This window comes from Ramlibacter sp., assembly GCF_028291745.1.
GTDB lineage: Bacteria > Pseudomonadota > Gammaproteobacteria > Burkholderiales > Burkholderiaceae_C > Ramlibacter.
Window position 1 is genome coordinate 13355 of sequence record NZ_JAQGNQ010000006.1, and the last position, 20718, is coordinate 34072.

The window sequence follows — 20718 nt, forward strand, 5'->3', positions numbered from 1 at the left end:
CTTCTGACCTGCGAGTCTGTTCGGTCAAGCAATTCCCTTTCCTGGGCGACCTGCGCGTGAGCGCCGGCCGCCTGCACTTGCTTTCCCCCCCGCAAGCCTGAGGAGTTCCTATGCCTGGTCCGTCCGGCATGGTTGGTGAAGTCACGTCAGTCGTAAATCAAATCCCCTTATCGGCGGAGGAGCAGTCGCGCCTGCTTGAGATCGTCTGCTCGGTTCTCGGTAGCAGCGGACAGTGGACCCCCGGACTCGTTCGGCAGCTTTCCGGATTGGCCCGCGGCTTCGAAATGCTCTCGTCCGTGCAGCCTGTGGCGCAACGCTGGTGCGATGGGCTCCGGCTCCTGCTCGATACGCGCCCACAGATCGAGCGGGTCGACCGCCCAGTCCACAAGCTCGCAACGCTGATCGAGCTGCAGCCGGGGCCGATGTCGGCGCCGCAATCGAACGCCTGCCACGCAATAGCCGCACTGGCCTTTTCATCCCTGCGCCAAGGTATCGGAGTTTCCGGACAATTCCTGGACGGCCTCAAGCAATTGTTTCAGTCCACCAGCGCGGACTGGGATTGCTTTCGCCGAAGCATTGCATTGCCCGCAATGTTTGCCGAGCGCGCTGAGATTGCACACGGCCCTGAGCTTCTGAAGAAATTTGCGCGCACGCTGCCGCAATCTCTCGACCTGCGTCTCACCTTTCCGGTGCTCGTGCAACGAGAGTCAGAGCAGGAGGATGAGCTGCCCAATGCGGCTGAGACCCCGTTAGCGCAGCCGACCAAGCAGCCCCGAAAACCGTCCAAGTTCGAGCCAACACCGAATCTCGCACTGTTCGAATTCCAGATCGTCCAGCAAGAACACGAGCCTGCCCTCAACAGCTACCGCTTGGAGAACGATTGGAACAGCCTCACGGCGGCGGAGCTGGCGGAATGCTGCTCGATCTTGGTCCGACAGTTGCGGGCCGAGCCCAGTGCAACCAACTTCCGCGCCCGGCGTCTGCATGCGGCATGCCGGTTCGTGAGCATGTTCGCGCAGCTAAGTCTGGAAGTCGCAGCTTCCATTCCGATCCAGGGAGAGGGAAGCATTCACTTGGACCTGACGCACGGAATGCTTAAGAGAGATCTGCAGGTGGTCGCACCTCGCACGGACCGCGCAACGGGCGTCCGATGGCGAACAAGATGGAACGAAACGCCGCTGCCCCCCGAGATCCATGGCGCCCTGCTTTCTTCCAAGGGAGATCATCCGGACGCAAGGACGCTGGGTGATCTGCTGATCGCAGAGCAGCTCACCCCGGAGATTTGCTACGAGCTGCTGAATGCCGGAAGACGGGAAGGGCGCCCCTTCGAAAGCCTCAGGGTTGGTCGTGCGCTCAGGGCGTTCTACCTGCGCAATCAACTGCATCCCTCGCTGATTTCTCGCATCCTGGGGGACATCACCGTGGTGCCGAGGGCCCAGCAGTACTACCTGCGCACAGACCAGAACGATGTCTATGCAGCCGTGAACTGCTTCTGTCATTTGGCCGGCCTGGTCCAGGTCCCTGCGCCCAGTGAGCAACAACTGATCGGCTCACCAAAGGTGGTCGAAGTCGAAACAATGAAGGCCGCGTTCTGCAGCCTGCAGCAGGAGAACCACAGGGCCTGCATGTCCGTGACGCGGAAGGCCGGAATACAGGAAATTCTTCGTTTTCATTACGGCTACGTTTGCAGGTTCGCCCTGCAGCTGCTGTGGCCCGTAGGGGGCCGGTGTCAGAACCTCTCATCCATCACCGCTCGCGACCTCTTCTCGGATCCCGAACTGATCGTCCTCGGGGACCGCGCCAGCGACAGGTACTCGCAACTTCGCGTTTGCGTTCTGACGCCAGCCGTCGCGCAGTCACGATTGCAGTATGCCGAACACCTACTCGCAATGGCCGGCAGGCTCGAGAAGCTCGGTCAGGCCGAAGCCGCCAAGTGGCTCGATCTGATTCGCAGAGGCGCGGACCCGGAGGCTTGCGCGTTTCAAGTCTTCTACCTGCACAAAAAGCGCGGGCTCTCTCTTCGTCCAATCACGCGAGCGGACCTCAAGAAGGCGGCCCGCTGCACGGGGCTGAAGGAACTGAACGTTCCACGCCACTTCCTGATCACCGCGCTAGTAGGCGAAAACGTATCCCCCGCGGCCCTCGACGCCTTGGTTGGTCACCACCAAGCGGGAGCGCCGCCGTTCGGATTCGGCAGCGGAATGAGTGTCCTGGAGTTCTGTGCCTACATCAAACCGGTCCTCAGCAGGCTGCATGCCAAGCTGGGCATCGAGCCCTTGCAAGGATTGGGACGCACGGACCCGAGTCGCTGGGAGCTACCCGTCATCCCAGCACCAGCCGAGGCCTCACTGCCTCAATCCGAGTTCCTGCGTCAACGCCTCCAAGTGGACGACTTCAACCCTCCAGAAATCTATCTGGCAGAGGAAGACTGCCCCATATCGCCGGAGACTCTCGCTGCGCGGTCCGAAATTCAACGGCTTCGCTCGGCGTACAAGCGAACTGACGCCGTGAAACGTTACCCATGGGGTGCGGTCGCCTTCTGCCTTGTTGCATTCAACGCGGTCATCACCGCACCAGATCTGCGGGCATTCGTTGAACGACTCCTGGCCGGCGAGGATGTGGATGCCGGCGTCATTCGTGCAGTGGAGGTCTTCGAGGGTGGCGACCTCCCCGTTGCTCAGCTTCTGCTTGCACGTACGGTTGTCGATGCGCTCCATGTGGCGCGCCGCTGCGGCACGACGCCTAGCTTCGATGGTCTGGTTTCTGGACTCGACCTCTTGCTACGAGGCTTGAACCCGACTTGGCCCGCGGGGTCAGTGGAAGCGAGCCTCGCCCGATTGCTCTCCTTGAGCGCGCACGCAGTGATGCTGGAACAGTCGCCGGTTGCCAGATTCGGATTGCTGCACAAGAGTCCATTCATTCCTGCATCTGACCTCAGGCGGCTCCAATCGAAGGAGTCTGTGCGCGTGAAGCGACCCCTGCGCGCCCCTCCCGGAAAGGTGGCGCGGAATGGGTTCGACTGGGTGGTGAGGATCGTTCGACGTCATGCAAACCGCGACCACGCGACGGGCGAGGCTGAAAGGCGACGGCACACCCTACTGAAACACCTTGCACGGTATGAGAGCAAGCACTGCGGCGACGAGGCTGATCGCCTTCTGCTCGACTTCTTGCGCGCGGAACTTCGGGATGGCGCGCCTCCTTACAAGCGGCTGGGGCTGCCCACCTTGAGTGCATATCTGCCGCTGCAAATTCCGTTCTTTCAGGAGGTCCGGATGCTCGGAACGTTGCCTTGCTCCGCCGAAGAATGGATGCCGATCCAGGAGCTGTTCCAAGAGGGCGAAAAAGGCGATGAAAGGAAGCGCTGGGCTGGATTGCACGTGGCTGCCTGGCTCCAGGAGAAAGGTTTATCCGTGCCTCCGGCATTGCGCAAGGGCGGCATCCCGATGGACAAGATCTTTCGCCCGCACTTGGCTGCGTACGTACTCCCCTGCGAGATTGACCAAGCCATTGAGATCTGCCACGCACACGAAGTGCTGATCACGCGCCCCGGCTGGGACAGACTTCAATTTCGCATCGCGCGTGCGGTGGGGCCCAGACCGGCGGAGTTGCGCTATTTGAAGGCACAGCACGTCTCGGCGGACGGCGAATGCATCCAGATCACGACCAGTGGGCATGATCACCTCAAGACGCACTGGTCCAGAGGCCTGCTGTCGGTTCCCGACGAATTGCGGGCGGAACTGCAGGAGCAGGCCAACGCGCGGCAGGCCTCGCCTAGCGGGCCAGGGTCGGCCATGTTCGTTCCGCCGACCCCGAACGGCTATGAGCTATACGACAAGGCGAATGCGCGCGTCCAGGACGCGATTCGTGCAGTGACCGGGCGGGAGGATTTCCGGCTGTACGACTTGCGCGCAAACGCGCTCACCGACATGGTGTTTGACGTACGCGGAGCGCTGAAGTCGTTGACGCGACACGAAATTCCTGCGGTTTCCCTGTCCACAGCGGCGGAGCTTAACAAAAGGTTTTTCCGGGCCGCTGTTGCGGCGCGTGAGGCGCGTCAGGCCTCGATCCATACGCTCTTGCGCTACTACCACCTGGGCGGCAGCCTTGAACGCTACTGCGCCGCCGTGGCGCTCGACCGAGCGCATCTGGTGGGCGCAACCTACACCGCTGCCCTTCAAGGGAAGTCCGTCGACGCGATCTACGCGCGCCGATATCGTGCTCGCAGGGGTGCGGGCGAGCGAAAACTGCGCGTCGAGCAAGCGCCGATCCATGCTGGTGCTGATGAGAATCTCCCTACGCAGCAGCGTCGAAGCCTGCCGGGAATGGACCGCCTGCTTTCAGCAGCGACAGTCAAGGGAGTGGTACTGCATCTTGCCGGTTGCTCCCTCCAAGTCGCTTCGGACCACGTCGGCGTTCCGATCGGTGCAGTCAAGCTCCTGTACCTCACCGCCTGCGCGGACCTGGAGAGAGCAGATGTCGCTGCGATCGACCCGCTGTTCGCGCGCTCTGATACGAGGTGGGGCAAGGCATTGGATCCCGCTTGCGAGTGGGCCTATCACCACCGGCGGGAGCTCGCCAACGAACTTGCGGTAGGTGGAGGGTTCAGACCTCGCGGCGCAGAGCTTCGCATATCCGGAACCCACGACTTCCACCTGGCAGGTGGCGCATGGAAAGAGCTCGCCGGAAGAGGCATCGAACCGATCGTCCATCTCAGTGCACAGCAGCCGTTGGAAGACAAATCGGCCTTGCGGGCGATATTCGCAAATTGTCTTTCTGTTGCACCGGAAGAACTACGGCGAGGCCGGGGTGCGGTGATGAAGTTCTGCACGTACGCGATGCGAAATTCGAGCGACGGCAAGAGGCCATCGCCGCACGTATTGGGAAAGGTCGGGCGGCTCGTTGTCGCTTCGATGCTTGTTGCTGCCGCAACGGCCGCCACGGAGGAAGCATGAAGGCAGATGCCGAACTGCAACGCTACATCAGAAGCAAGATTGAGCGCGGCGAGTACACGCAATCGGCGGCGCCGATTGTTCGCGGCGACGACCGTTGGACGCTTCTATCGGACCAGCACCAGCTGGATAGGCGATACGAAAAGGATCTTTCCACGGTCTGCGGCACGCATCCCTTCACGGCAACGGTGCTCAACGCCGCGAGGAACCTGATTGCCAGGGTTGGCGTCGCTTCTCCTCAGGCCGAAATGGAACTTCCGGTGGGGGCGGTTTGCCAAGATGTTCCCGCCGCCCCGTCGCCCCGCGACATCGCCGAACGGACCAAGAGTCACCGGGAGACAGACCTCCAAGTCTGCGAGGCCATCAACTCCGGGCAGGTCCAATCGTTCGAGCAACTCGTGAACGTGTGCGGCTCCGAAGACGAAGTTCGTGCGTCACTCGGGAGAATCCGTCGATTCAAGGACGGTGGCGTGGCGGTGCAGACCATCGACGGCTTGGTGGCGTTCGACCCTCAGGAACTCGTCAGCCGGACGCTTCGGTGTGAGACGACCGAAAGGGTGCGCGTGCAACTGCAAGGAATGGAGGATTCAAAGCGCGGGCGAATCGAGGTGAAGCTGCGGGTCCAGCGATCTGCGGAATGGGATCGTTTGCCCGGCGAGCGCGTGTGCCTCGACACCGTCGACAACCACCGGACCGTGAAGATCCTTCAGGCGGCGCAATTCCTTGAGATCTTCGTTCCGGTCGAGCTTGGAGCCGAATACGACTTGCGGGAGCGCAAGAGGTTCACGTCACTCATTGGCTTTGAGGACGAAGACGCGCTGATGGCTAGAGTTGGGCCTTTGATGAATATCCTGGAAAGCGCCTGCTGAACTCCTCCGCTTCGACTTTCTCTACGTCAGGCATCTAGGAACTCAGCGGCGCAGCTTGTGCGGATTCGCGCGTACTCAGCGCTGTGGATCGCGGGTGGCCATCTGCGATTTTTGAGGCCGTTCCCGATTCTCTCGCTCCACGTCACGGAAGACTCGTGCGCTTTCACGTACGGCGCCGATGAAGGGAGCGAAGAACATTCGAGGAGCCTGCCGTGCGGCGCGAGCAGCCTCTTCGAAAATTTGGGACCAAACAGTCTTCATGGACCATCCTTTCCACTCCAGACTACCGCGAATCCTGAGCCTGTCAATCGCTCCGCTGCGCTTTCCTCGACGCGCGTTGCGACCTGACCATTGGTCTCGTCTGCCTGCCCGCTCTCTACTTGCCGCTGGCTAACGCCTGCAGCCTTGCGGCAACTTCCCTTTTGCCGATACCTCTCACGGACGCGATACCCTCGATCTGCTTCGCTCTTGGCCGCGCCTCGCCTGCTTCCCACTTGTAGATGGACTGGCCAGTGACGCCGATCAGAGCGCCGAAGTCCGCCGCTGAGAGGCCAAGCTTCTTGCGGGTCGCTGCCAATCGAGAGGCACTAAAGCGGCGTGTGATCGTGCTGTCACCGTCGATCCGTTCAAGTTCCGCAGGTTGGCGAGGTTGCTTTCCCAATCGCTTGAGCTCGCGCTCGAGAGCGTCTATTCGGCGACGCAATCCTGCAATGTGGGCTCGGTATTGAGTCGAGACCTTCCGGAATTCCTGGGCCTCGCTGCGGATCTCCTTGCGCGCGATGCGGGAGATTTCGGCCTTCAATGTGCTGGCGATGTCTGGCATGCGCGGATCATAAGTGTCTAACGACCTGGAGTTGCATCGTGACAAATCGGCAGAGTGGTGCTGGACGACGTGCGCTTCCCGGGTGGTTCCGTCTATGCCATCACCAAGGGCGCTCGGCTCCTTCGCGGGGCCGCACTTGACCTCGGGCCGCGCCCTGGGTGTAACATTTCCAAATCGCTCTGTCCTGTAAAGAGAGCCATATGGGTGAGTCGAAGCAGCGCGCAAAAAAGAAGATTCCCGTTCATACCCAAGGTGGAACGCTGCCGCCAACTCAGCGTTTGGATGCCTTTTCTATGCTTCTCAAGGTCCATGACACGCCGGCCGATCAGCGCGCAGCGCCTCTTTTGCGCAAGTTCGGCCGGGCACTTTCCAGGCCTGGTATTTCCCGACAGGCTGTGTTCGGGTTGAACCCATCGCCAAGGTTCTTCGTTTATTCGGTGGACCCCGTGAACCCCGATCGGCTGATCCGAGAGAACTGCGAAGGCCACAAAGAGGTCGGCCGGATGGTGAATGGCAGGTTCCGCAAGGCGCGGGATGTCGCGTGAACTGCAAACGTTAGCTTCGCCATCTCGAAGGTCGGCGCCGCCGCAGGCCATGCTGCTGCTGGTGCCGCAGACGCTGCGCACCCTATGCGGCGAGTTCCCCGACATCCGCCCGAGGGTAAGCGAGGAACTCTATGTTGCCCAACTGTCCAAGCTGCGCGCCGGCGAAGTGGACGTCCTGATTGGCCCCATGCCCACGGGCATCTCGGCCGGCGAATTCGTCGCCGAGCTTCTGATTCCGCTGCAGATGGCGGTGGTGGAGCGCAAGGGCAGCCGCTACGCCATGGCTGCTCACGGCGCGAACTCACGTCGGCCAGTGTCAAATGGGTCTACACCAGCGCGTCGGGGGCCGCGGGATATGTAAAGAATCTGTTCCGCCATAGCGGGCTTGAGGCCGCCCGCAGCGGCCGTGGCGAGTTCCACCCCGAAGCTCATGGGCCATGATCAGCGGCGGCGACTACGTTGGCCTGATGCCGCTGGCAGTGGCCCAGCACCCCGTGGGTGCCAGGGAAATAGGCACATCTTGCCGCCGGTTAAGGACGCCTGAAGCTCAGCATGGGCGTGATGGTAGGGAGCGATACGCTCCTCAAGCCGGTGGTTCGCCACTTCATCGCACACCTGCAACGTTCGCCCCACCATGCGGGGGGCTCGAGCGCCTGACCCGTCACGAACACCGGCTTCAGAAAAGTGCCCGACACGAGCAATATGGCCTCGGCAACACCCTCGTGAGAACCCCCCGCCACGGTCACGCGCACGCTGACCGGGTGATTCTCGTCGCCTGCCCCACTGGCTAGTTCCGTCTCGCCTTACCCGCGCAGCCGGCGCAAGGCATCCTCCATCTGCCGCTGACTGGCGCGCGCCGCAGCTTCCCCGTTGCGTCGCTTCAAGGCGCGCACGATTGGCTCGTGCAGCAGGAGGGAGTCCCTGTTGCTACTCGGGACCGGGTTCATCCGCTGAAGGCTGACCGTCAGGGCAATCGAAATGGTCGTGCCTACGGCCGCGAGATATTCGTTGTTGCAAGCCGCGAGCAAGGCAAGGTGGAAGTCGCGGTCCGCCTGCACGAACAACTGCGGATGGTCCACGTGGGTCACCATGCGCTGGTAAGCGTCCTCAACCTTCCGCAAGGCCTCGTCAGTCCCTGAACGAGCGGCCAGCAGGCAGGCCCCGGGCTCGACGATCATGCGCACGTCCGTGAGGCGGATCAGCATCTCCGGGTCGGCACCCGACTGTGCGATCCACCCCAGAACATCGGCATCGAGCATGTTCCAGGCGCTGCGCTCTGTCACGCAAGTGCCGCGCCGCTGCCGTGCCTCGAGCATGCCCTTGGATTCCAGCAGCTTGATCGCTTCCCGCAGCACCGGCCGGCTGACGCCGAACTCGGCCAGCAACTGGGCTTCCGGCGGGAGGACGTTGCCGGTCGGATACAAGCCGGACACTACCCGCCGACCGATCTCCGCCGCCACGTGGTTGTGGCGGTTCACCCGAATTGACATGGCCATGAAATAAGTAATATAAATCGGATAAACCAGACCACCATTGAGCCATGAAAATCGTCGACGTCAAGACGCACGTGCTGTCCACGCCTCTGGACGAGCCCTTCTCATTTTCCATGGGCTGGGTGACCCGCCGCGGCACCATGATCGTGGAGGTGATCACCGATGAAGGGGTGACTGGCTGGGGTGAATCCCTGTGCCATGGCCTGCAGCCGCCGCAGATTGCCCAAACGATCGTCGAGTCCGCACTGAAGCCCATCCTCATCGGCGAAGATCCGCAGGACGTCGATGTGCTCTGGGAGCGCATGTACAACCTGACGCGCCCGTACGGCCAGAAGGGCGCGGTGCCGAACGCGATCAGCGCCGTTGACATCGCGCTTTGGGACTGTCTTGGGCGCGCTGCCGGCAAGCCAGTGCACAAACTGCTTGGCGGCGCATACCGCACGTCCGTGCAGCCTTACGCGACCGGCTTCTATCGCGTCGAAGGCCGGTCCTATCCGGCCGATGCGGTGGAAGAGGCGAAACGTCACATGGCCAAGGGCTTCACGGCGATGAAGCTCAAGACCGGCTTCGGCGTCGAGGACGATATTCGCTACATCCTCGGCGTGCGCGATGGCATTGGCGATGGTCCGAAGCTCATGGTGGATGCCAACCACGCCTACAACGTGGGCTCGGCGCGCCGTATCCTGAAGGCGATCGAATGCGCGGATATCCACTGGTTCGAGGAGCCGATCTCGCCGGAAGACGTCGACGGCTACCGCGAGCTCAAGACGCTAACCAGCATCTACCTGGCTGCGGGTGAAAACGAGTTCACCAAGATCGGCTTTCGCGAGTGGATCTCCCGGCGTGCCGTGGACATTCTGCAGCCGGACCTGTGCTCCGCCGGCGGCTTCACGGAGTGCCGCAAGATCAATGCACTGGCGCAAGCTTGGCACATGCCCGTGGTGCCGCACGTGTGGGCTTCTGGGATCGGCCTAGCCGCTTCGCTGCAGTTCCTGGCGACCATTCCGCCGGCGCCGCTCGCGCTGAAACCGATCGAGCCGATGCTCGAATACGACCAGTCTTCTCATCCTTTCCGCCAGGATCTGATCTTCGGCGCTATCACGATGCGTGAGGGCAGGGTGGACATCCCGCAGGCGCCCGGCATCGGCGTCGAGATCAACCGCGAAGTCATCGAGCGCTACACGGTGCGGTGAGCGCGCGCCCACATTCATTCATGGAGACAAGCATGCAGTTCCGCAAGACCCTTCCGGCCCTCGTGGGCATCGCCGCGGCAGCGCTCCTCGGCACCTTCGTCGGATCGGCCTACGCCGCTCCGCAATTCACCTTCCGTGCGGCCCACTATTTCAAGGAAGACCATCCCTGGAACAAGGGCCTGGCCTTTTTCGCGAAAAGGGTCGGGGAGGACAGCAAGGGTCGCATCCAGATCGACATCTTCAACGGGGGTGTCCTGGGTAGCGAAGCACAGACCCTGCAGTTCGTGAAGGATGGGTCGCTCGACTTCACAGTGGCGGACCCTTCGGCCGGTTCGACCTTTGCGAAGGAGCTGGATTTCTTTGCCTTGCCGTTCCTGTTCCATGACTACGCGCATTGGCAGAAGTCCCTCGACGGCGCACCGGGCAAGCAGTACGCGAAGCTGATCGAGGACAAGACGGGCATAAAGATCCTTGGTTACTGGGGTGGCTCCGCGCGTGACGTGCTGTCCACGAAGGCGCCAATCAAGAGCATGGCCGACATGAAGGGCTTCCGGCTGCGGCTGGTCTCCAGCCCCCTCAAGGTGAATGTCTGGAAAGCCGTCGGTGCGGTGCCGACGCCCATCGCCTACATGGAGACTTACCTGGCGATGAAGTCCGGTGTAGTCGACGGCATGGAGAACGAATCAGTCTCCGTGCGTGACATGAAGTTCTACGAGCCGGCGCCCTACATCGCCCGGACCGAACACGAGTTCACCGTGCGACCGCTGTTCATGTCGAAGAAGACGTTCGACAAGCTGCCGCCCGACCTGCAGCAGGTGGTGCTCAAGGATGCCGCAGAGGCGACCGTGTACGAGCGCAAGGCCGAGGCGGAGGCCAACCAGGCGGCCGATGCCGAGATGCAATCCAAGTTCCACGTGAACTTCAACGCGATCGACAAGGCCCCTTTCAAGCAGACCACCAAGCCGGTGATCGCTGAGTTCGCGAAGAACATGGGCCTCTCCGACCTGCTGGTCGGGATCGACGGCGTCAAGTAAGCAGCTCTGCGAGCGCGGCGGGCACGCGCCGCCCATTGCCATGGACCTCAAGACCTCCCTTCCTACGGCGCAGGCGCCAGCCCGCGCGGTCGCACCGCACCTGCTTGCGCAAGCTGAGCACGGCACCGACTGGATCCAGACAGCTGCGGAGATCCTGGTCGTCTGTGCCTTGGCCGGCGAACTTGTCGCGATGTTCGGCAACGTTATCTTCCGGACCTTCTTCCATTCCTCGCTGGTGTGGAGTCTCGAGGTTGGCGAGCTGGCCCTGGTCGTGATGACATTCGTGGGCGGCGCCATCGCCTACCCGCGCAACGAGCACATGGCGCTGCACGCCGTGGTGCAGCGGCTGCCGCGCCGCTGGCATCCCTTCATCGAGGCGTTCGGCAGCTGGCAGGTCTTTGCCATGGCCGTGGTCGGCGCGGTGCTGGCGTGGCAGATGATGCTCTCCCGGTGGGAGGAGCGCACTCCTTACCTTCAATTGCCGGCGGCGTTGTTCGCGCTACCGATGATCGCCGGGATGGCGCTGCTCGGGTGGTTCGCACTCAAGCGCCTGTGGGTGCAGCCGCGCCGCGCCGTCGTGTCCGCGGCGGTTTTTACGGCCGTCCTGCTTGGCGCAATCGTGGCGCTCGCGTATACGCTCGGAGCCGAAGCCCGCTCGTATGCCTTACCAGCAGCTTTCGCCGTCTTCACGCTGCAGCTCGTGCTGGGAGTGCCGATCGGATTCGCGCTGCTGATGGTGACCCTGCTGTATCTCTCCACCTCGAATTCGGTGCCGCTGTCGGTCGTCCCGATCAACCTGCAGGCGGGCATCAGCAGCTTCGTGATGCTGGCGATTCCCTTTTTCATCCTGGCCGGCTACGTGATGACGGAAGGCGGCCTGAGCCGGCGGCTCACCGAATTCGTCATAGGCATGGTGAACCGTGTCCGCGGCGGCATGCTGCAGGTGATCGTGGTCTGCATGTACATCATGTCCGGTATCTCCGGCTCGAAGGTGGCCGACGTGGCCGCCGTCGGGACGACGATGAAGGAAGTCATGCGCAAGGAGCGCTACGACGCCGGCGAGACCGCCGCCGTGCTGGCCTCCTGCGCGATCATGGGCGAGACCGTGCCCCCGAGCATCGCCATGCTTGTTCTCGCCTCGGTGACATCACTGTCGATCGGGACGCTGTTCGTGGCCGGCCTGTTACCAGCGGCGGTGATCGCCCTCTGCCTGATGGTCCTGATCCACATTCGCTCGCGCGATCGTGCGGGAACCACGCGTACGGCTACGCTGCGCGAGATCCGCCAAGCCGCGGTCGTCGCGATTCCGGCGCTCATCACACCGGTGATCCTGATCGGCGGCATCGTCAGCGGCATCGCCACGCCGACGGAGGTGTCGTCGACCGCCGTGGTGTACGCGCTGGTGCTCTCGGTGCTTTTTTATCGGGCGCTGTCGGCTCGGGCGCTTTGGCGCACGCTGGTGAACACGGCCGCGCAGGCCGGCATGGTGTTGTTCATCACGAGCACTGCGAGCACGTTCTCGTGGTCGCTGACGCTGGCCAGAATGCCGCAACAGATCGCCGCCCTCGTCGGTGGACTGCACGGATCTGCCACTCTCTTCATGATCGCGACCGTGGTGACGCTGATCGTGATGGGGGCGGTGCTGGAGGGCCTGCCCGCGCTGCTGATCTTTGGGCCCTTGCTGCTGCCGCTGGCTCCCGGTTTCGGCATCGATCCTCTCCAGTACGGGATCGTGATGATCATCGCGATGGGCTTCGGTGCCTTTTCTCCGCCAATAGGCGTCGGCATGTTCGTGACCTGCTCGATCTGCGAAACGAGCATGGAGAACGCCGCGCGGCACATGGCGCCTTACCTGGCGGTGCTCGCGGTGGGCCTGCTGCTGGTGGCGTTCGTCCCTTGGTTCAGCCTGATCGTGCCGAAACTGCTGCACATGATCTGAGCGCTGACCGGGAGCGCAGGCCGCAAACCACGAGATTCCGCTGGGGGGCGCTCCGACGGTGGCAGTGGAGTCGAACTGCTGCGCCCGAGAACTGCACGCAGCGGTGCTCGAGTCAAGCTGGATCTGGATGGCGTCCAGCGGATCCAATACCTTCAGTCGCACGCTGCTTGGCCGGATTGCCCGCTGCACATCATCACTTAGCGTGAGCCTCTTCGACGCAGCAAGTTCGTCATGCCGCCGGGCGACACCAAGTCTTGTGACGCTCAGCGGACGCCCGGCAACCGACTCAGGTCCGCTGGACGGGTCTCGCCGTCAAACATCAGCACCTGCAGACCGGTTGCGCAGTCTCCATCCATTCCGATGGGAAAGGCAACCGCAAGTTCGAGCTCGCCGACGAGTGCAGCCAGCGAGCAGCTCGGACCCACCGGGATCGACGGATCCGTCAAAACGGCCTGGGGCCGGACCCATAGCCACTCGCAATCCACTGCACATCGGCCCAAGAAGCTCGGTCGGATCGAGTGACCGAGCCACCGCACGATGGTCAATCGGCGCGACGGCGTCGAGGGGCGGGCTGGGACGATCACGTCGCCGGGCTGCAGCTCTGTGAAGGTGGAGACGTAGGCGATCAACTCCGGGATCGGGAAGATCTTCATGGTCGTATCCGCGTCCTGCAGGACCTCTCCGTTCAGGCGAGTCGTTAGGCTCAGCACGCGGCCATCGACTTCGTCGGCCGTCACCAGCAGCGGACCGAAGGATCCGGTCGCCGGGAAGTTCTTGCCGGCCGTCCATTGCGTTGAGTGCGCCTGCCAGGCACGCGCGGACGCGTCGTTAGTAAGGAGCGTAGCCAAACACGTGCGAGGATGCCTTCTCGGCGCGGATGCGCCGGCCGCTGCGGCCGATCACGATCGCGATCTCGCCTTCGTAGTCAAGGCCCTCGGGCAGTTCGGGGGGGCACCACGATGGGCTGCAGGTGCCCCACTTGGGAGGAGGGAAGCCGCAGGAAGACGGAAGGATAGGCGGTCTTGGCGCGCCCGGCCTCGACCCTGTGCTCCTCATAATTCAGGCCGACGCAGACGATGCGCTCGGCGTCCGCGACCACCGGGCGGTAGGTATCCACCGCCGCCAGCGCCAGCGTGGCACTGCCTTGGCCAGCCAGCTTGCGCAACTGTTCCGGGCCCACCTTGCGCAGGGCCTCCCCGAGGTTGCACAACTGAGTCACATCGGTGAGGTCAACGACCTGGTCGCCGCGGACCGCACCGATCCGATCGGCGCCGTCGCGCCGGTAACTGAGGAATTTCATCTTGTCGATCCAGAAGGGGATGCGCGCGATGCTAAGCACCCCTGGGCTGGTCTCGCCTCGAACGGGCATTTATCAGCCGGCTGAAGAATGCACCGGAGCCCTTCCGGGCGCCGGCATGGTCGCCTAGCATGCCGGCCTTCTCTACGAATTCGGAGACAGATTCATGATTCGTCGCGTGCTCCTGGCGGGCTGCATTGCCGCCGGACTGACGTCCCTCACCATGCCCGGCTTCGCTGAGCAGACGTACCCCAGCCGACCGATCCGCCTGGTCGTCCCTTATCCCGCGGGCGGCGGCGCCGACGGACTGGCGCGGACGGTGGCGTACAAGATGGAGGCAAGGCTCGGCCAGCCCGTCGTCATCGACAACAAGCCCGGCGCCAACACCATGCTGGCTTCGGCGGAAGTGGCGCGGGCCCAGCCGGACGGCTACACGCTGCTGTACGTGGCGAGCTCCTTCACCATCAACCCGAGCCTCTACAAGGTGCCGTACGACACCCAGAAGGCGTTCACGGCGGTGGGCATGGTCGCCGAGGTGCCGCTGATCATCATCCGCAACCACGCGGTGCCGTACAACACGGTGCAGGAACTGGTGGCCGCGGCCAAGGCCAAGCCGGGTCGCATCGCATATGCCTCCTACGGCTTGGGCAGCCCGGCGCACCTTGGGGGCGAACTGCTGGAGAGCGTCGCCGGCATCGAGATGATGCACGTCCCCTACAAGGGGAGCGCCCCGGCCCTGACTGACCTGCTGGGCGGCCAGGTGAACGTTTCCTTCAGCAGCATCGAGCCGGCGCTGCCCCTCATCGCGACGAACAAGGTCCACCCGATTGCCGTCATGACGAAAAAGCGCATCCATGCACTGCCGAACGTGCCCGCGGTGGCCGAGGTCTATCCGGGCTTCGAGGCGATCGGCTGGAATGGCATCGTCGCTCCCGCCGGAACGCCCGCGCCGATCGTCACGAAGCTCAACGCCGCGATCAATGAGGCCGTCAACTCGCCCGAAATCCAGCAGAACTACGCGAAGCAAGGAGTCGAAGCCGATCCCATGACGGCCGAAGCCTTCGGCAGACTGATCAAGGACGAGATCGCCAAGTGGGGCGAGGTGGTCCGCAAGGCCGGCGTCAAAGTCGACTGAGTCCCCGCGGTGCGGACTGCCCGCGGCACAGTAGACTTGGGGGTGACTTCACCCGACGATTGCCCCGCGGATCGTCCCCCCGAGGATGCGCATGACCTGCGCCTGACGCAGGTGGCTCCCGAGCTGCCCTATGGCAAGTCCGTCGGTTCGTTGCACCGGAGCCTCGAGGTGCTGGAGCTCTTCGCCGTGGAGCAGCGCCCACTCACGGTGGGCGAAGTGGCCGAGCGCCTCGGGTACCCGCAATCCAGCACCTCCGTCCTGCTACACGGGCTGAGCGATCTCGGCTACCTCCAGCATGACCGTCATGGGCGCACCTATCTGCCCACGCTGCGGGTCAGCTTCCTGGGCATGTGGGTGCACCAGAGCGTGCTCGCCCAAGGCAGCCTGCTCGATTTCATGGAGGGACTCGCGAGCCGCTCCGGGCATGTGGCGATGCTGGGGATGCAGAACGGCATCCACGCGCAATACATCCACATCGTGTCGGCGCGCACCTCGCGCGTGGGACTGAAGCCGGGGCTGCTGCGTCCCATCTGCCGCTCCGCCGTTGGCAAGGTGCTGCTGTCCACGATGGACGACGAGCAGGTCCTGCGCATCGTGCGCAACGTCAACGCGACCGACCTCGACTTCCCCACGCCCGTCGACGGCAAGTCGCTGCTTAACGAGATCGAGGAGTGCCGCCGCACGGGATTCGCGTTCAGCGAGGATTCCGTCACGCAGGGCTCGTCGGTGATCGCCGCGCGCGTGCCGGTGGATGTGGGCAACCAGCCGCTCGCGGTCGGCATAGGCGTGCACACCTGGCAGCGTGCCGAGCTGCAGGACTCGATCATGCAATTGCTGCTCGAAGCACTCGCGACGCACATTCCTCCCGGCGCGCACGGCGCGGAGCGCCGCCGGTTCCAGGCACCGCAGGCCGGCTACCAAGTCGTCAAGACCTCGTGAGTTGCCGCGCGCAAGGCGCGCTCGTATCAGCCGGTTGATATGTCAGGGCAGGAGCCCCTGCGCATGCGCTCTCGTGGGAGATTGCTCCTAGCATACGCCGCACACAACGTCGCACGCATCATGAGCTCCTCCGAAACCAGAACAGACGGCGCCGTCACGCCCGACCAGATCGCCGTATACCTCGGCGAGGACCATTCCGACATCCGCCAGGCCGTGCGCCGCGTCTGCGCCGACTTCCCCGATGACTGGTGGCGCGAGCTCGACGAGCGCGAGGCCTATCCCACCGGGTTCATCGACGCGCTGACCGAGGCAGGCTTCCTCGCCGCGCTGATCCCGGAGCAATACGGCGGCTCCGGCCTGCCGTTGCGCGCGGCCGCGGTCATCATGGAGGAAATTTGCGCCGCCGGTTGCCACGCCGCCGCCGGCCACGCGCAGATGTACATCATGGGCACGGTGCTGCGCCACGGCAGCGACGGGCAAAAGCGCAAGTACCTGCCCGGCATCGCATCCGGCAAGCTGCGCCTCCAGGCCTTTGGCGTCACCGAGCCCACCACCGGGTCGGACACGACCCAGCTGAAGACCCGTGCCGAGCGCACGGACAAGGGCTATCGCCTCAACGGGCAGAAGGTGTGGACCTCGCGCGCGCAGCATTCCGACCTGATGCTGGTGCTGGCCCGCACCACGCCGGCCTCCGACGTGAAGAACAAGGTCGACGGCGTCTCCACCTTCCTGATCGACATCCGCGAGTGCCTGGATCGCGGTCTCACCATCCGGCCGATCAAGGCCATGGTGAACCACCATGCGACGGAGGTGTTCTTTGACAACCTGGAGATCCCCGCGGACTCGCTGATCGGCGAGGAGGGGAAGGGCTTCCGGTACATCCTCGACGGCATGAATGCCGAGCGCATGATCACCGCCGCCGAGGCGATCGGGTCCACCCGCTGGTTCGTGCGCAAGGCCACCGCCTATGCCAAGGAGCGCGTGGTCTTCAACCGCCCCATCGGAGCCAATCAGGCGATCCAGTTCCCGATCGCGCAATCGCACGTGCAGATGGAAGCGGCCGACATGATGGTGCGCCGCGCAACCGCGCTGTTCGAAGCCGGCCTGCCGTGCGGTGCCGAGGCCAACATGGCGCGTTACCTCGCGGCCGAAGGGCTGTGGAACGCCGCGGAGGCGTGCATGCAGACGCACGGCGGCTTCGGCTTTGCCCGCGAGTACCACGTCGAGCGCAAGTGGCGCGAGGCGCGACTGGCGCGCATTGCCCCCGTGTCGACCAACCTGATCCTGGCCAACATCGCGCAGCACGTGCTGGGGCTGCCGCGGTCGTATTGAGGAGCGCGCATGAAAGCTGAAGTCTCCGTGCCCGTGCGCGACATCGCGGCCGAATTCGCCGGCTGGATCGGCAAGTCGATGAGCATCGAAGACGAGGTCACGCTGCCTGCGGTGCGCCGCATGGCCGCCATGCTGGACCTCGACCCCATGGCGTTCCAGCATGGCAGCGGGATCCCGCCGCACTGGTACTCCATGTTCTTCACCGCCAACGCGCGCCGCTCGCAAATCGGCCACGACGGCCACCCGAAAAAAGGCGACTTCCTGCCGCCTGTTCCGCTGCCGCGTCGCATGTTCGTGGGCCGCAAGGTGAGCTTTCCCGGCGCGCTGCGCGTGGGCGATCAGGCATGCAAGCGGTCCGAGATCGTCGGCATCGAGCAGAAGCAGGGGCGCAGCGGTACGCTGGTGTTCCTGAAAGTGCGCCACACCGTCGAGGTGAGAGGCGAGCCGATCGTGATCGAGCAGCAGGAAGTCGTGTACCGCGACGCCCCGACGGGTGAGACCAGCGCCGCAGCGCCGACCGCTGTGCCGGCCGATGCGGCCTGGAGCGCGGACTACGAGATGGACCCGGTGCTGGTGTTCCGCTATTCCGCGCTCACCTGGAACGGCCATCGCATTCACTACGACGCCGACTACGCGCGCCGCGTGGAGGGCTATCCCGGCTGCGTCATGAACGGCGCGCTGACGGTGCACATGGTGATCGACGAAGCCCTCAAGCGTGGCGGCGGCCGCAGGCTCAAAGGACTGAGGGCCAGGCTGGTGAAGCCCCTGTTCGTGGGCGGCAAGCTCACCGTGGCGGGCCGCGCGATGGAAGGCGGCACGGTGGAAGCCTGGGCTGGAGACGAGCAGGGCGCGCTCGCCGCCGGTTGCACGCTGGAATTCGAGGACCAGGCATGAGCGCCGCACGGTGGCCTGACGGCGCTCGCCCCCTCCGCTTTCGCAGGGGGCAGGCGCAGCACGAAGTGCGGAGCTTGGTGGAGGTCATCCAGTGATCGCGCGCAGCCCGCCGGCCTGGCGCTCGCTGATGTTCTGCCCGGCGAACGCGCAGCGCTTCGTCGCCAAGGCACACACGCGCGGCGCCGACGCGATCATCCTGGACCTGGAGGACTCGGTGGCCGCGGCGGAGAAGGCATCCGCCCGCAGTGGCCTGGCCGAGGCCGCCCAGACGGTGGGCCAGGCGGGGGCCGACGTGCTGGTGCGCATCAACCGCGAGCTGCACTGGGCGGTGGAGGACATCGCCGCGGCCGTGGGTGCGGCGGTAACGGGCCTCGTGATCCCCAAGGTCATGGGGCCCGAGCACATCCGCCTGCTGGCCGAAGTCGTCACTGCGCGCGAACTGGAACTGGGTCTGCGCATCGGCCACACGCGCTTCCTCGCACTGGTGGAATCCGCGGCGGCCGTGGAGAACGTGAACGCGATCGCCCGCGCCGACGCGCGCATGGTGGCCCTGGCCGTCGGCGGTGAAGACCTCGCGACGGACCTGGATGCGGAGCCGATCGCCGACGCGCTGTACGTTGCGAAGATGCTGGGCCTGCACGCTGCGCGCGCGGCCGGCATCCTGCCGATGGGCGTGCTGGCCAGCGTGGCCGGCGTCGCCGACAGCGATGCATACCGCGCGATGCTGAAGCGCTCGCGCGCGCTCGGCTTCGCGTGTGCTTCCTGCGTCCACCCGGCGCAGGTGCCGCTGCTCAATGCGGCGTTCGGCCCCTCGGAGGCGGACCTCGAGCGGGCCCGCCGCCTGGTCGCCGGGTATGAAGAAGGCATGGCGCGCGGCGCCGGCGCCGTGCTGTTCGAAGGAGCGATGGTGGACAAGCCGGTGGCCGATCGCGCCTACCGCCTGCTCACCCGCGCCGCGGCTGCCTGAAGGCGGCCAGTTCCCAAGGAGTTATGTTTCGATGTCGCATTCCCAACCCCTGGCCGGGTTCACCGTGGTGGAACTGGGCCACAGCGTGGCCGCCCCCTACACCGGCTTCATCCTTGCGTCGCTCGGCGCGGAGCTGATCAAGGTCGAAACCCCGGAAGGCGGCGATGCCGCCCGCGGCTGGGGCCCCCCTTTCCACGCCGGCTCGGCCCCGCACTTCACCGCGTTCAACCGCGACAAGCAAAGCGTTGCGGCGGATCTGCGCGATGCGGCCCAGCGCGCAGCCGTGCGCGACCTGATCCTCGAGAAGGCCGACGCAGTGATCTGCAACATGCGTGCGGGCGCCGCCGAGAAGCTGGGGCTCGGCCCCATTGCGCTGCGCCAGGCCAATCCCTCTCTGGTGTACTGCGAGATTGGCGCTTTCGGGCACGTCGGGCCGATGGCCGATAAACCCGGCTACGACCCTCTGATGCAGGCCTATGGGGGGATGATGAGCATCACCGGTGAGAGTGTCGAGCGTCCGCCGATCCGCGTCGGCGTTTCGATCGTCGACATGGGCTCCGGCATGTGGGGGGCCATCGGCATCATGGGCGCGCTGATCGAGCGGCGCCGCACCGGGCAGGGGACGCACATCCGCACCTCCCTCTTCGAGACGGCGCTGGCCTGGACCGCCACGCCCGTCTGTCGCCAGCTGATGAGTGGCAAGCCGCAGCTGCCGCAAGGCTCGGGCGCGGCGGGAATCGTTCCCTACCAGGCGTTCAAGACCCGCGACGGGTGGCTCGTCATCGGCGCGGGCAACGACAACCTGTTCGCCAAGCTCGCCAGGGCCATGGGACGACCGGAGCTCGCGAGCGATGAGCGCTTCGCGACCAACCGCAGCCGCGTGACGAACAAGGACGAACTGCTGCCGGTGATTGAGGCGTTCGCTGCCGGATTCGGCAACAAGGAACTCGCCGCGCTGCTGGATGCGGCCGACGTTCCCAACGCGCCGGTGCAGACGATCGAGCAGGTCGTCACCGATCCACAGACCCTGGCGCTGGGCATCCTGCAGTCAGGCCCCGAAGGCGCATTCCCGAGCGTGGGTCTGCCGCTCACGTTCGACGGCGAGCGTCCCGCCTACCGCACCGCGGCCCCGAAGCTGGGACAGCACACGGCGGATTGGCTGCCGACCACGGCGAAGGCGGAAGCATGAAGGTCCTGGTCCCGGTGAAACGGGTGGTGGACTACAACGTGAAGGTCCGCGTCAAGTCGGACAACACGGGTGTGGACATCGCGAACGTGAAAATGTCGATGAACCCCTTCGACGAGATCG

The 20718-nt window shown here is 64.4% G+C and carries 19 protein-coding genes and 1 pseudogene; 14 read left to right on the plus strand and 6 right to left on the minus strand.

The genetic code is table 11. From position 1 onward, the window contains the following. Positions 1–110 precede the first annotated feature (110 nt). Both JWP60_RS00685 and JWP60_RS00690 read left to right on the plus strand, forming a co-directional pair. The gene (locus JWP60_RS00685; protein ID WP_299785384.1) at positions 111–4952 is read left to right on the plus strand and encodes a hypothetical protein; all 4842 of its coding nucleotides are present in this window, start codon (positions 111–113) and stop codon (positions 4950–4952) included. Next, positions 4949–5818: a hypothetical protein gene (locus tag JWP60_RS00690; protein WP_299785386.1), complete on the plus strand. Its 870-nt coding sequence runs from the start codon at positions 4949–4951 to the stop codon at positions 5816–5818. The genes JWP60_RS00685 and JWP60_RS00690 overlap by 4 nt, the downstream gene beginning before the upstream one ends. 75 nt (positions 5819–5893) lie before the next feature. On the opposite strand, the gene JWP60_RS00695 is transcribed toward JWP60_RS00690, so the two are convergent. After that, complete coding sequence (locus JWP60_RS00695; RefSeq protein ID WP_299785388.1) at positions 5894–6079, minus strand: hypothetical protein; 186 nt, start codon at positions 6077–6079, stop codon at positions 5894–5896. 115 nt (positions 6080–6194) lie between these two features. Further along, positions 6195–6641, minus strand: coding sequence for a helix-turn-helix transcriptional regulator (locus JWP60_RS00700; protein ID WP_299785390.1), 447 nt, complete (start codon positions 6639–6641; stop codon positions 6195–6197). A 200-nt stretch (positions 6642–6841) separates the two neighbouring features. Between JWP60_RS00700 and JWP60_RS00705 the strand changes: the two genes are divergently transcribed. Then, on the plus strand, positions 6842–7186 hold the full coding sequence (locus tag JWP60_RS00705; protein ID WP_299785392.1) for a hypothetical protein: 345 nt from the start codon (positions 6842–6844) through the stop codon (positions 7184–7186). Continuing rightward, positions 7176–7547 (plus strand): LysR substrate-binding domain-containing protein, encoded by a 372-nt coding sequence (locus JWP60_RS00710; RefSeq protein WP_299785394.1) that lies wholly within the window; start codon positions 7176–7178, stop codon positions 7545–7547. The genes JWP60_RS00705 and JWP60_RS00710 overlap by 11 nt, the downstream gene beginning before the upstream one ends. 442 nt (positions 7548–7989) lie before the next feature. On the opposite strand, the gene JWP60_RS00715 is transcribed toward JWP60_RS00710, so the two are convergent. Beyond that, positions 7990–8682: a FadR/GntR family transcriptional regulator gene (locus JWP60_RS00715; RefSeq protein ID WP_299785396.1), complete on the minus strand. Its 693-nt coding sequence runs from the start codon at positions 8680–8682 to the stop codon at positions 7990–7992. A gap of 44 nt (positions 8683–8726) precedes the next feature. Between JWP60_RS00715 and JWP60_RS00720 the strand changes: the two genes are divergently transcribed. The 3 genes from JWP60_RS00720 to JWP60_RS00730 are packed head-to-tail and all read left to right on the plus strand — an operon-like array spanning position 8727 to position 12845. Next, a complete protein-coding gene (locus tag JWP60_RS00720; protein ID WP_299785398.1) occupies positions 8727–9872 on the plus strand; it encodes a mandelate racemase/muconate lactonizing enzyme family protein in 1146 nt (381 codons plus the stop codon). A gap of 32 nt (positions 9873–9904) precedes the next feature. Beyond that, positions 9905–10906, plus strand: coding sequence for a TRAP transporter substrate-binding protein (locus JWP60_RS00725; RefSeq protein ID WP_299785400.1), 1002 nt, complete (start codon positions 9905–9907; stop codon positions 10904–10906). A 40-nt stretch (positions 10907–10946) separates the two neighbouring features. Beyond that, entirely contained in the window at positions 10947–12845 is a 1899-nt protein-coding gene (locus tag JWP60_RS00730) for a TRAP transporter large permease subunit (protein ID WP_299785402.1), read from the plus strand. A gap of 263 nt (positions 12846–13108) precedes the next feature. Here the strand turns inward: JWP60_RS00730 and JWP60_RS00735 are convergent, their stop codons facing one another. Genes JWP60_RS00735 through JWP60_RS00745 form a run of 3 tightly spaced genes read right to left on the minus strand, consistent with a single transcriptional unit; the run spans position 13109 to position 14145 of the window. Next, on the minus strand, positions 13109–13693 hold the full coding sequence (locus JWP60_RS00735) for a fumarylacetoacetate hydrolase family protein (RefSeq protein ID WP_299785404.1): 585 nt from the start codon (positions 13691–13693) through the stop codon (positions 13109–13111). Beyond that, positions 13674–13748, minus strand: coding sequence for a hypothetical protein (locus JWP60_RS00740; protein WP_299785416.1), 75 nt, complete (start codon positions 13746–13748; stop codon positions 13674–13676). Before JWP60_RS00740 ends, JWP60_RS00735 begins: the two co-directional genes overlap by 20 nt. Before the next feature lie 22 nt (positions 13749–13770). After that, positions 13771–14145 (minus strand): fumarylacetoacetate hydrolase family protein, encoded by a 375-nt coding sequence (locus tag JWP60_RS00745; RefSeq protein ID WP_299785420.1) that lies wholly within the window; start codon positions 14143–14145, stop codon positions 13771–13773. 163 nt (positions 14146–14308) lie between these two features. On the opposite strand from JWP60_RS00745, the gene JWP60_RS00750 reads away from it, so the two are divergent. From JWP60_RS00750 to JWP60_RS00780, 7 genes and pseudogenes are all read left to right on the plus strand, one after another. Next, the gene (locus JWP60_RS00750) at positions 14309–15277 is read left to right on the plus strand and encodes a tripartite tricarboxylate transporter substrate binding protein (RefSeq protein WP_299785406.1); all 969 of its coding nucleotides are present in this window, start codon (positions 14309–14311) and stop codon (positions 15275–15277) included. Between the two features lie 42 nt (positions 15278–15319). After that, complete coding sequence (locus tag JWP60_RS00755; protein ID WP_299785408.1) at positions 15320–16216, plus strand: IclR family transcriptional regulator; 897 nt, start codon at positions 15320–15322, stop codon at positions 16214–16216. A gap of 120 nt (positions 16217–16336) precedes the next feature. Beyond that, positions 16337–17548 (plus strand): acyl-CoA dehydrogenase family protein, encoded by a 1212-nt coding sequence (locus JWP60_RS00760; protein ID WP_299785410.1) that lies wholly within the window; start codon positions 16337–16339, stop codon positions 17546–17548. A 9-nt stretch (positions 17549–17557) separates the two neighbouring features. Continuing rightward, positions 17558–18442, plus strand: coding sequence for a MaoC family dehydratase N-terminal domain-containing protein (locus JWP60_RS00765; protein WP_299785412.1), 885 nt, complete (start codon positions 17558–17560; stop codon positions 18440–18442). 91 nt (positions 18443–18533) lie between these two features. Then, positions 18534–19409 carry a CoA ester lyase gene (locus JWP60_RS00770; RefSeq protein ID WP_299785414.1) on the plus strand — a complete coding sequence of 292 codons (876 nt, stop codon included), beginning with the start codon at positions 18534–18536 and terminating at the stop codon, positions 19407–19409. Positions 19410–19440: 31 nt separating this feature from the next. Continuing rightward, positions 19441–20598 carry a CoA transferase gene (locus tag JWP60_RS00775; protein WP_299785418.1) on the plus strand — a complete coding sequence of 386 codons (1158 nt, stop codon included), beginning with the start codon at positions 19441–19443 and terminating at the stop codon, positions 20596–20598. Continuing rightward, a pseudogene (locus JWP60_RS00780) lies at positions 20595–20718 on the plus strand (electron transfer flavoprotein subunit beta/FixA family protein); the annotation flags it as partial. The gene JWP60_RS00775 and the pseudogene JWP60_RS00780, both read left to right, overlap by 4 nt.

What these genes read in the sequence shown, in the direction of transcription:
- JWP60_RS00685 (WP_299785384.1), top strand. Translation starts at nt 111, where the DNA reads ATGCCTGGTCCGTCCGGCATGGTTGGTGAAGTCACGTCAGTCGTAAAT.
- JWP60_RS00690 (WP_299785386.1), top strand. Translation starts at nt 4,949, where the DNA reads ATGAAGGCAGATGCCGAACTGCAACGCTACATCAGAAGCAAGATTGAG.
- JWP60_RS00695 (WP_299785388.1), bottom strand. Translation starts at nt 6,079, where the DNA reads ATGAAGACTGTTTGGTCCCAAATTTTCGAAGAGGCTGCTCGCGCCGCA.
- JWP60_RS00700 (WP_299785390.1), bottom strand. Translation starts at nt 6,641, where the DNA reads ATGCCAGACATCGCCAGCACATTGAAGGCCGAAATCTCCCGCATCGCG.
- JWP60_RS00705 (WP_299785392.1), top strand. Translation starts at nt 6,842, where the DNA reads ATGGGTGAGTCGAAGCAGCGCGCAAAAAAGAAGATTCCCGTTCATACC.
- JWP60_RS00710 (WP_299785394.1), top strand. Translation starts at nt 7,176, where the DNA reads ATGTCGCGTGAACTGCAAACGTTAGCTTCGCCATCTCGAAGGTCGGCG.
- JWP60_RS00715 (WP_299785396.1), bottom strand. Translation starts at nt 8,682, where the DNA reads ATGGCCATGTCAATTCGGGTGAACCGCCACAACCACGTGGCGGCGGAG.
- JWP60_RS00720 (WP_299785398.1), top strand. Translation starts at nt 8,727, where the DNA reads ATGAAAATCGTCGACGTCAAGACGCACGTGCTGTCCACGCCTCTGGAC.
- JWP60_RS00725 (WP_299785400.1), top strand. Translation starts at nt 9,905, where the DNA reads ATGCAGTTCCGCAAGACCCTTCCGGCCCTCGTGGGCATCGCCGCGGCA.
- JWP60_RS00730 (WP_299785402.1), top strand. Translation starts at nt 10,947, where the DNA reads ATGGACCTCAAGACCTCCCTTCCTACGGCGCAGGCGCCAGCCCGCGCG.
- JWP60_RS00745 (WP_299785420.1), bottom strand. Translation starts at nt 14,145, where the DNA reads ATGAAATTCCTCAGTTACCGGCGCGACGGCGCCGATCGGATCGGTGCG.
- JWP60_RS00750 (WP_299785406.1), top strand. Translation starts at nt 14,309, where the DNA reads ATGATTCGTCGCGTGCTCCTGGCGGGCTGCATTGCCGCCGGACTGACG.
- JWP60_RS00760 (WP_299785410.1), top strand. Translation starts at nt 16,337, where the DNA reads ATGAGCTCCTCCGAAACCAGAACAGACGGCGCCGTCACGCCCGACCAG.
- JWP60_RS00765 (WP_299785412.1), top strand. Translation starts at nt 17,558, where the DNA reads ATGAAAGCTGAAGTCTCCGTGCCCGTGCGCGACATCGCGGCCGAATTC.
- JWP60_RS00775 (WP_299785418.1), top strand. Translation starts at nt 19,441, where the DNA reads ATGTCGCATTCCCAACCCCTGGCCGGGTTCACCGTGGTGGAACTGGGC.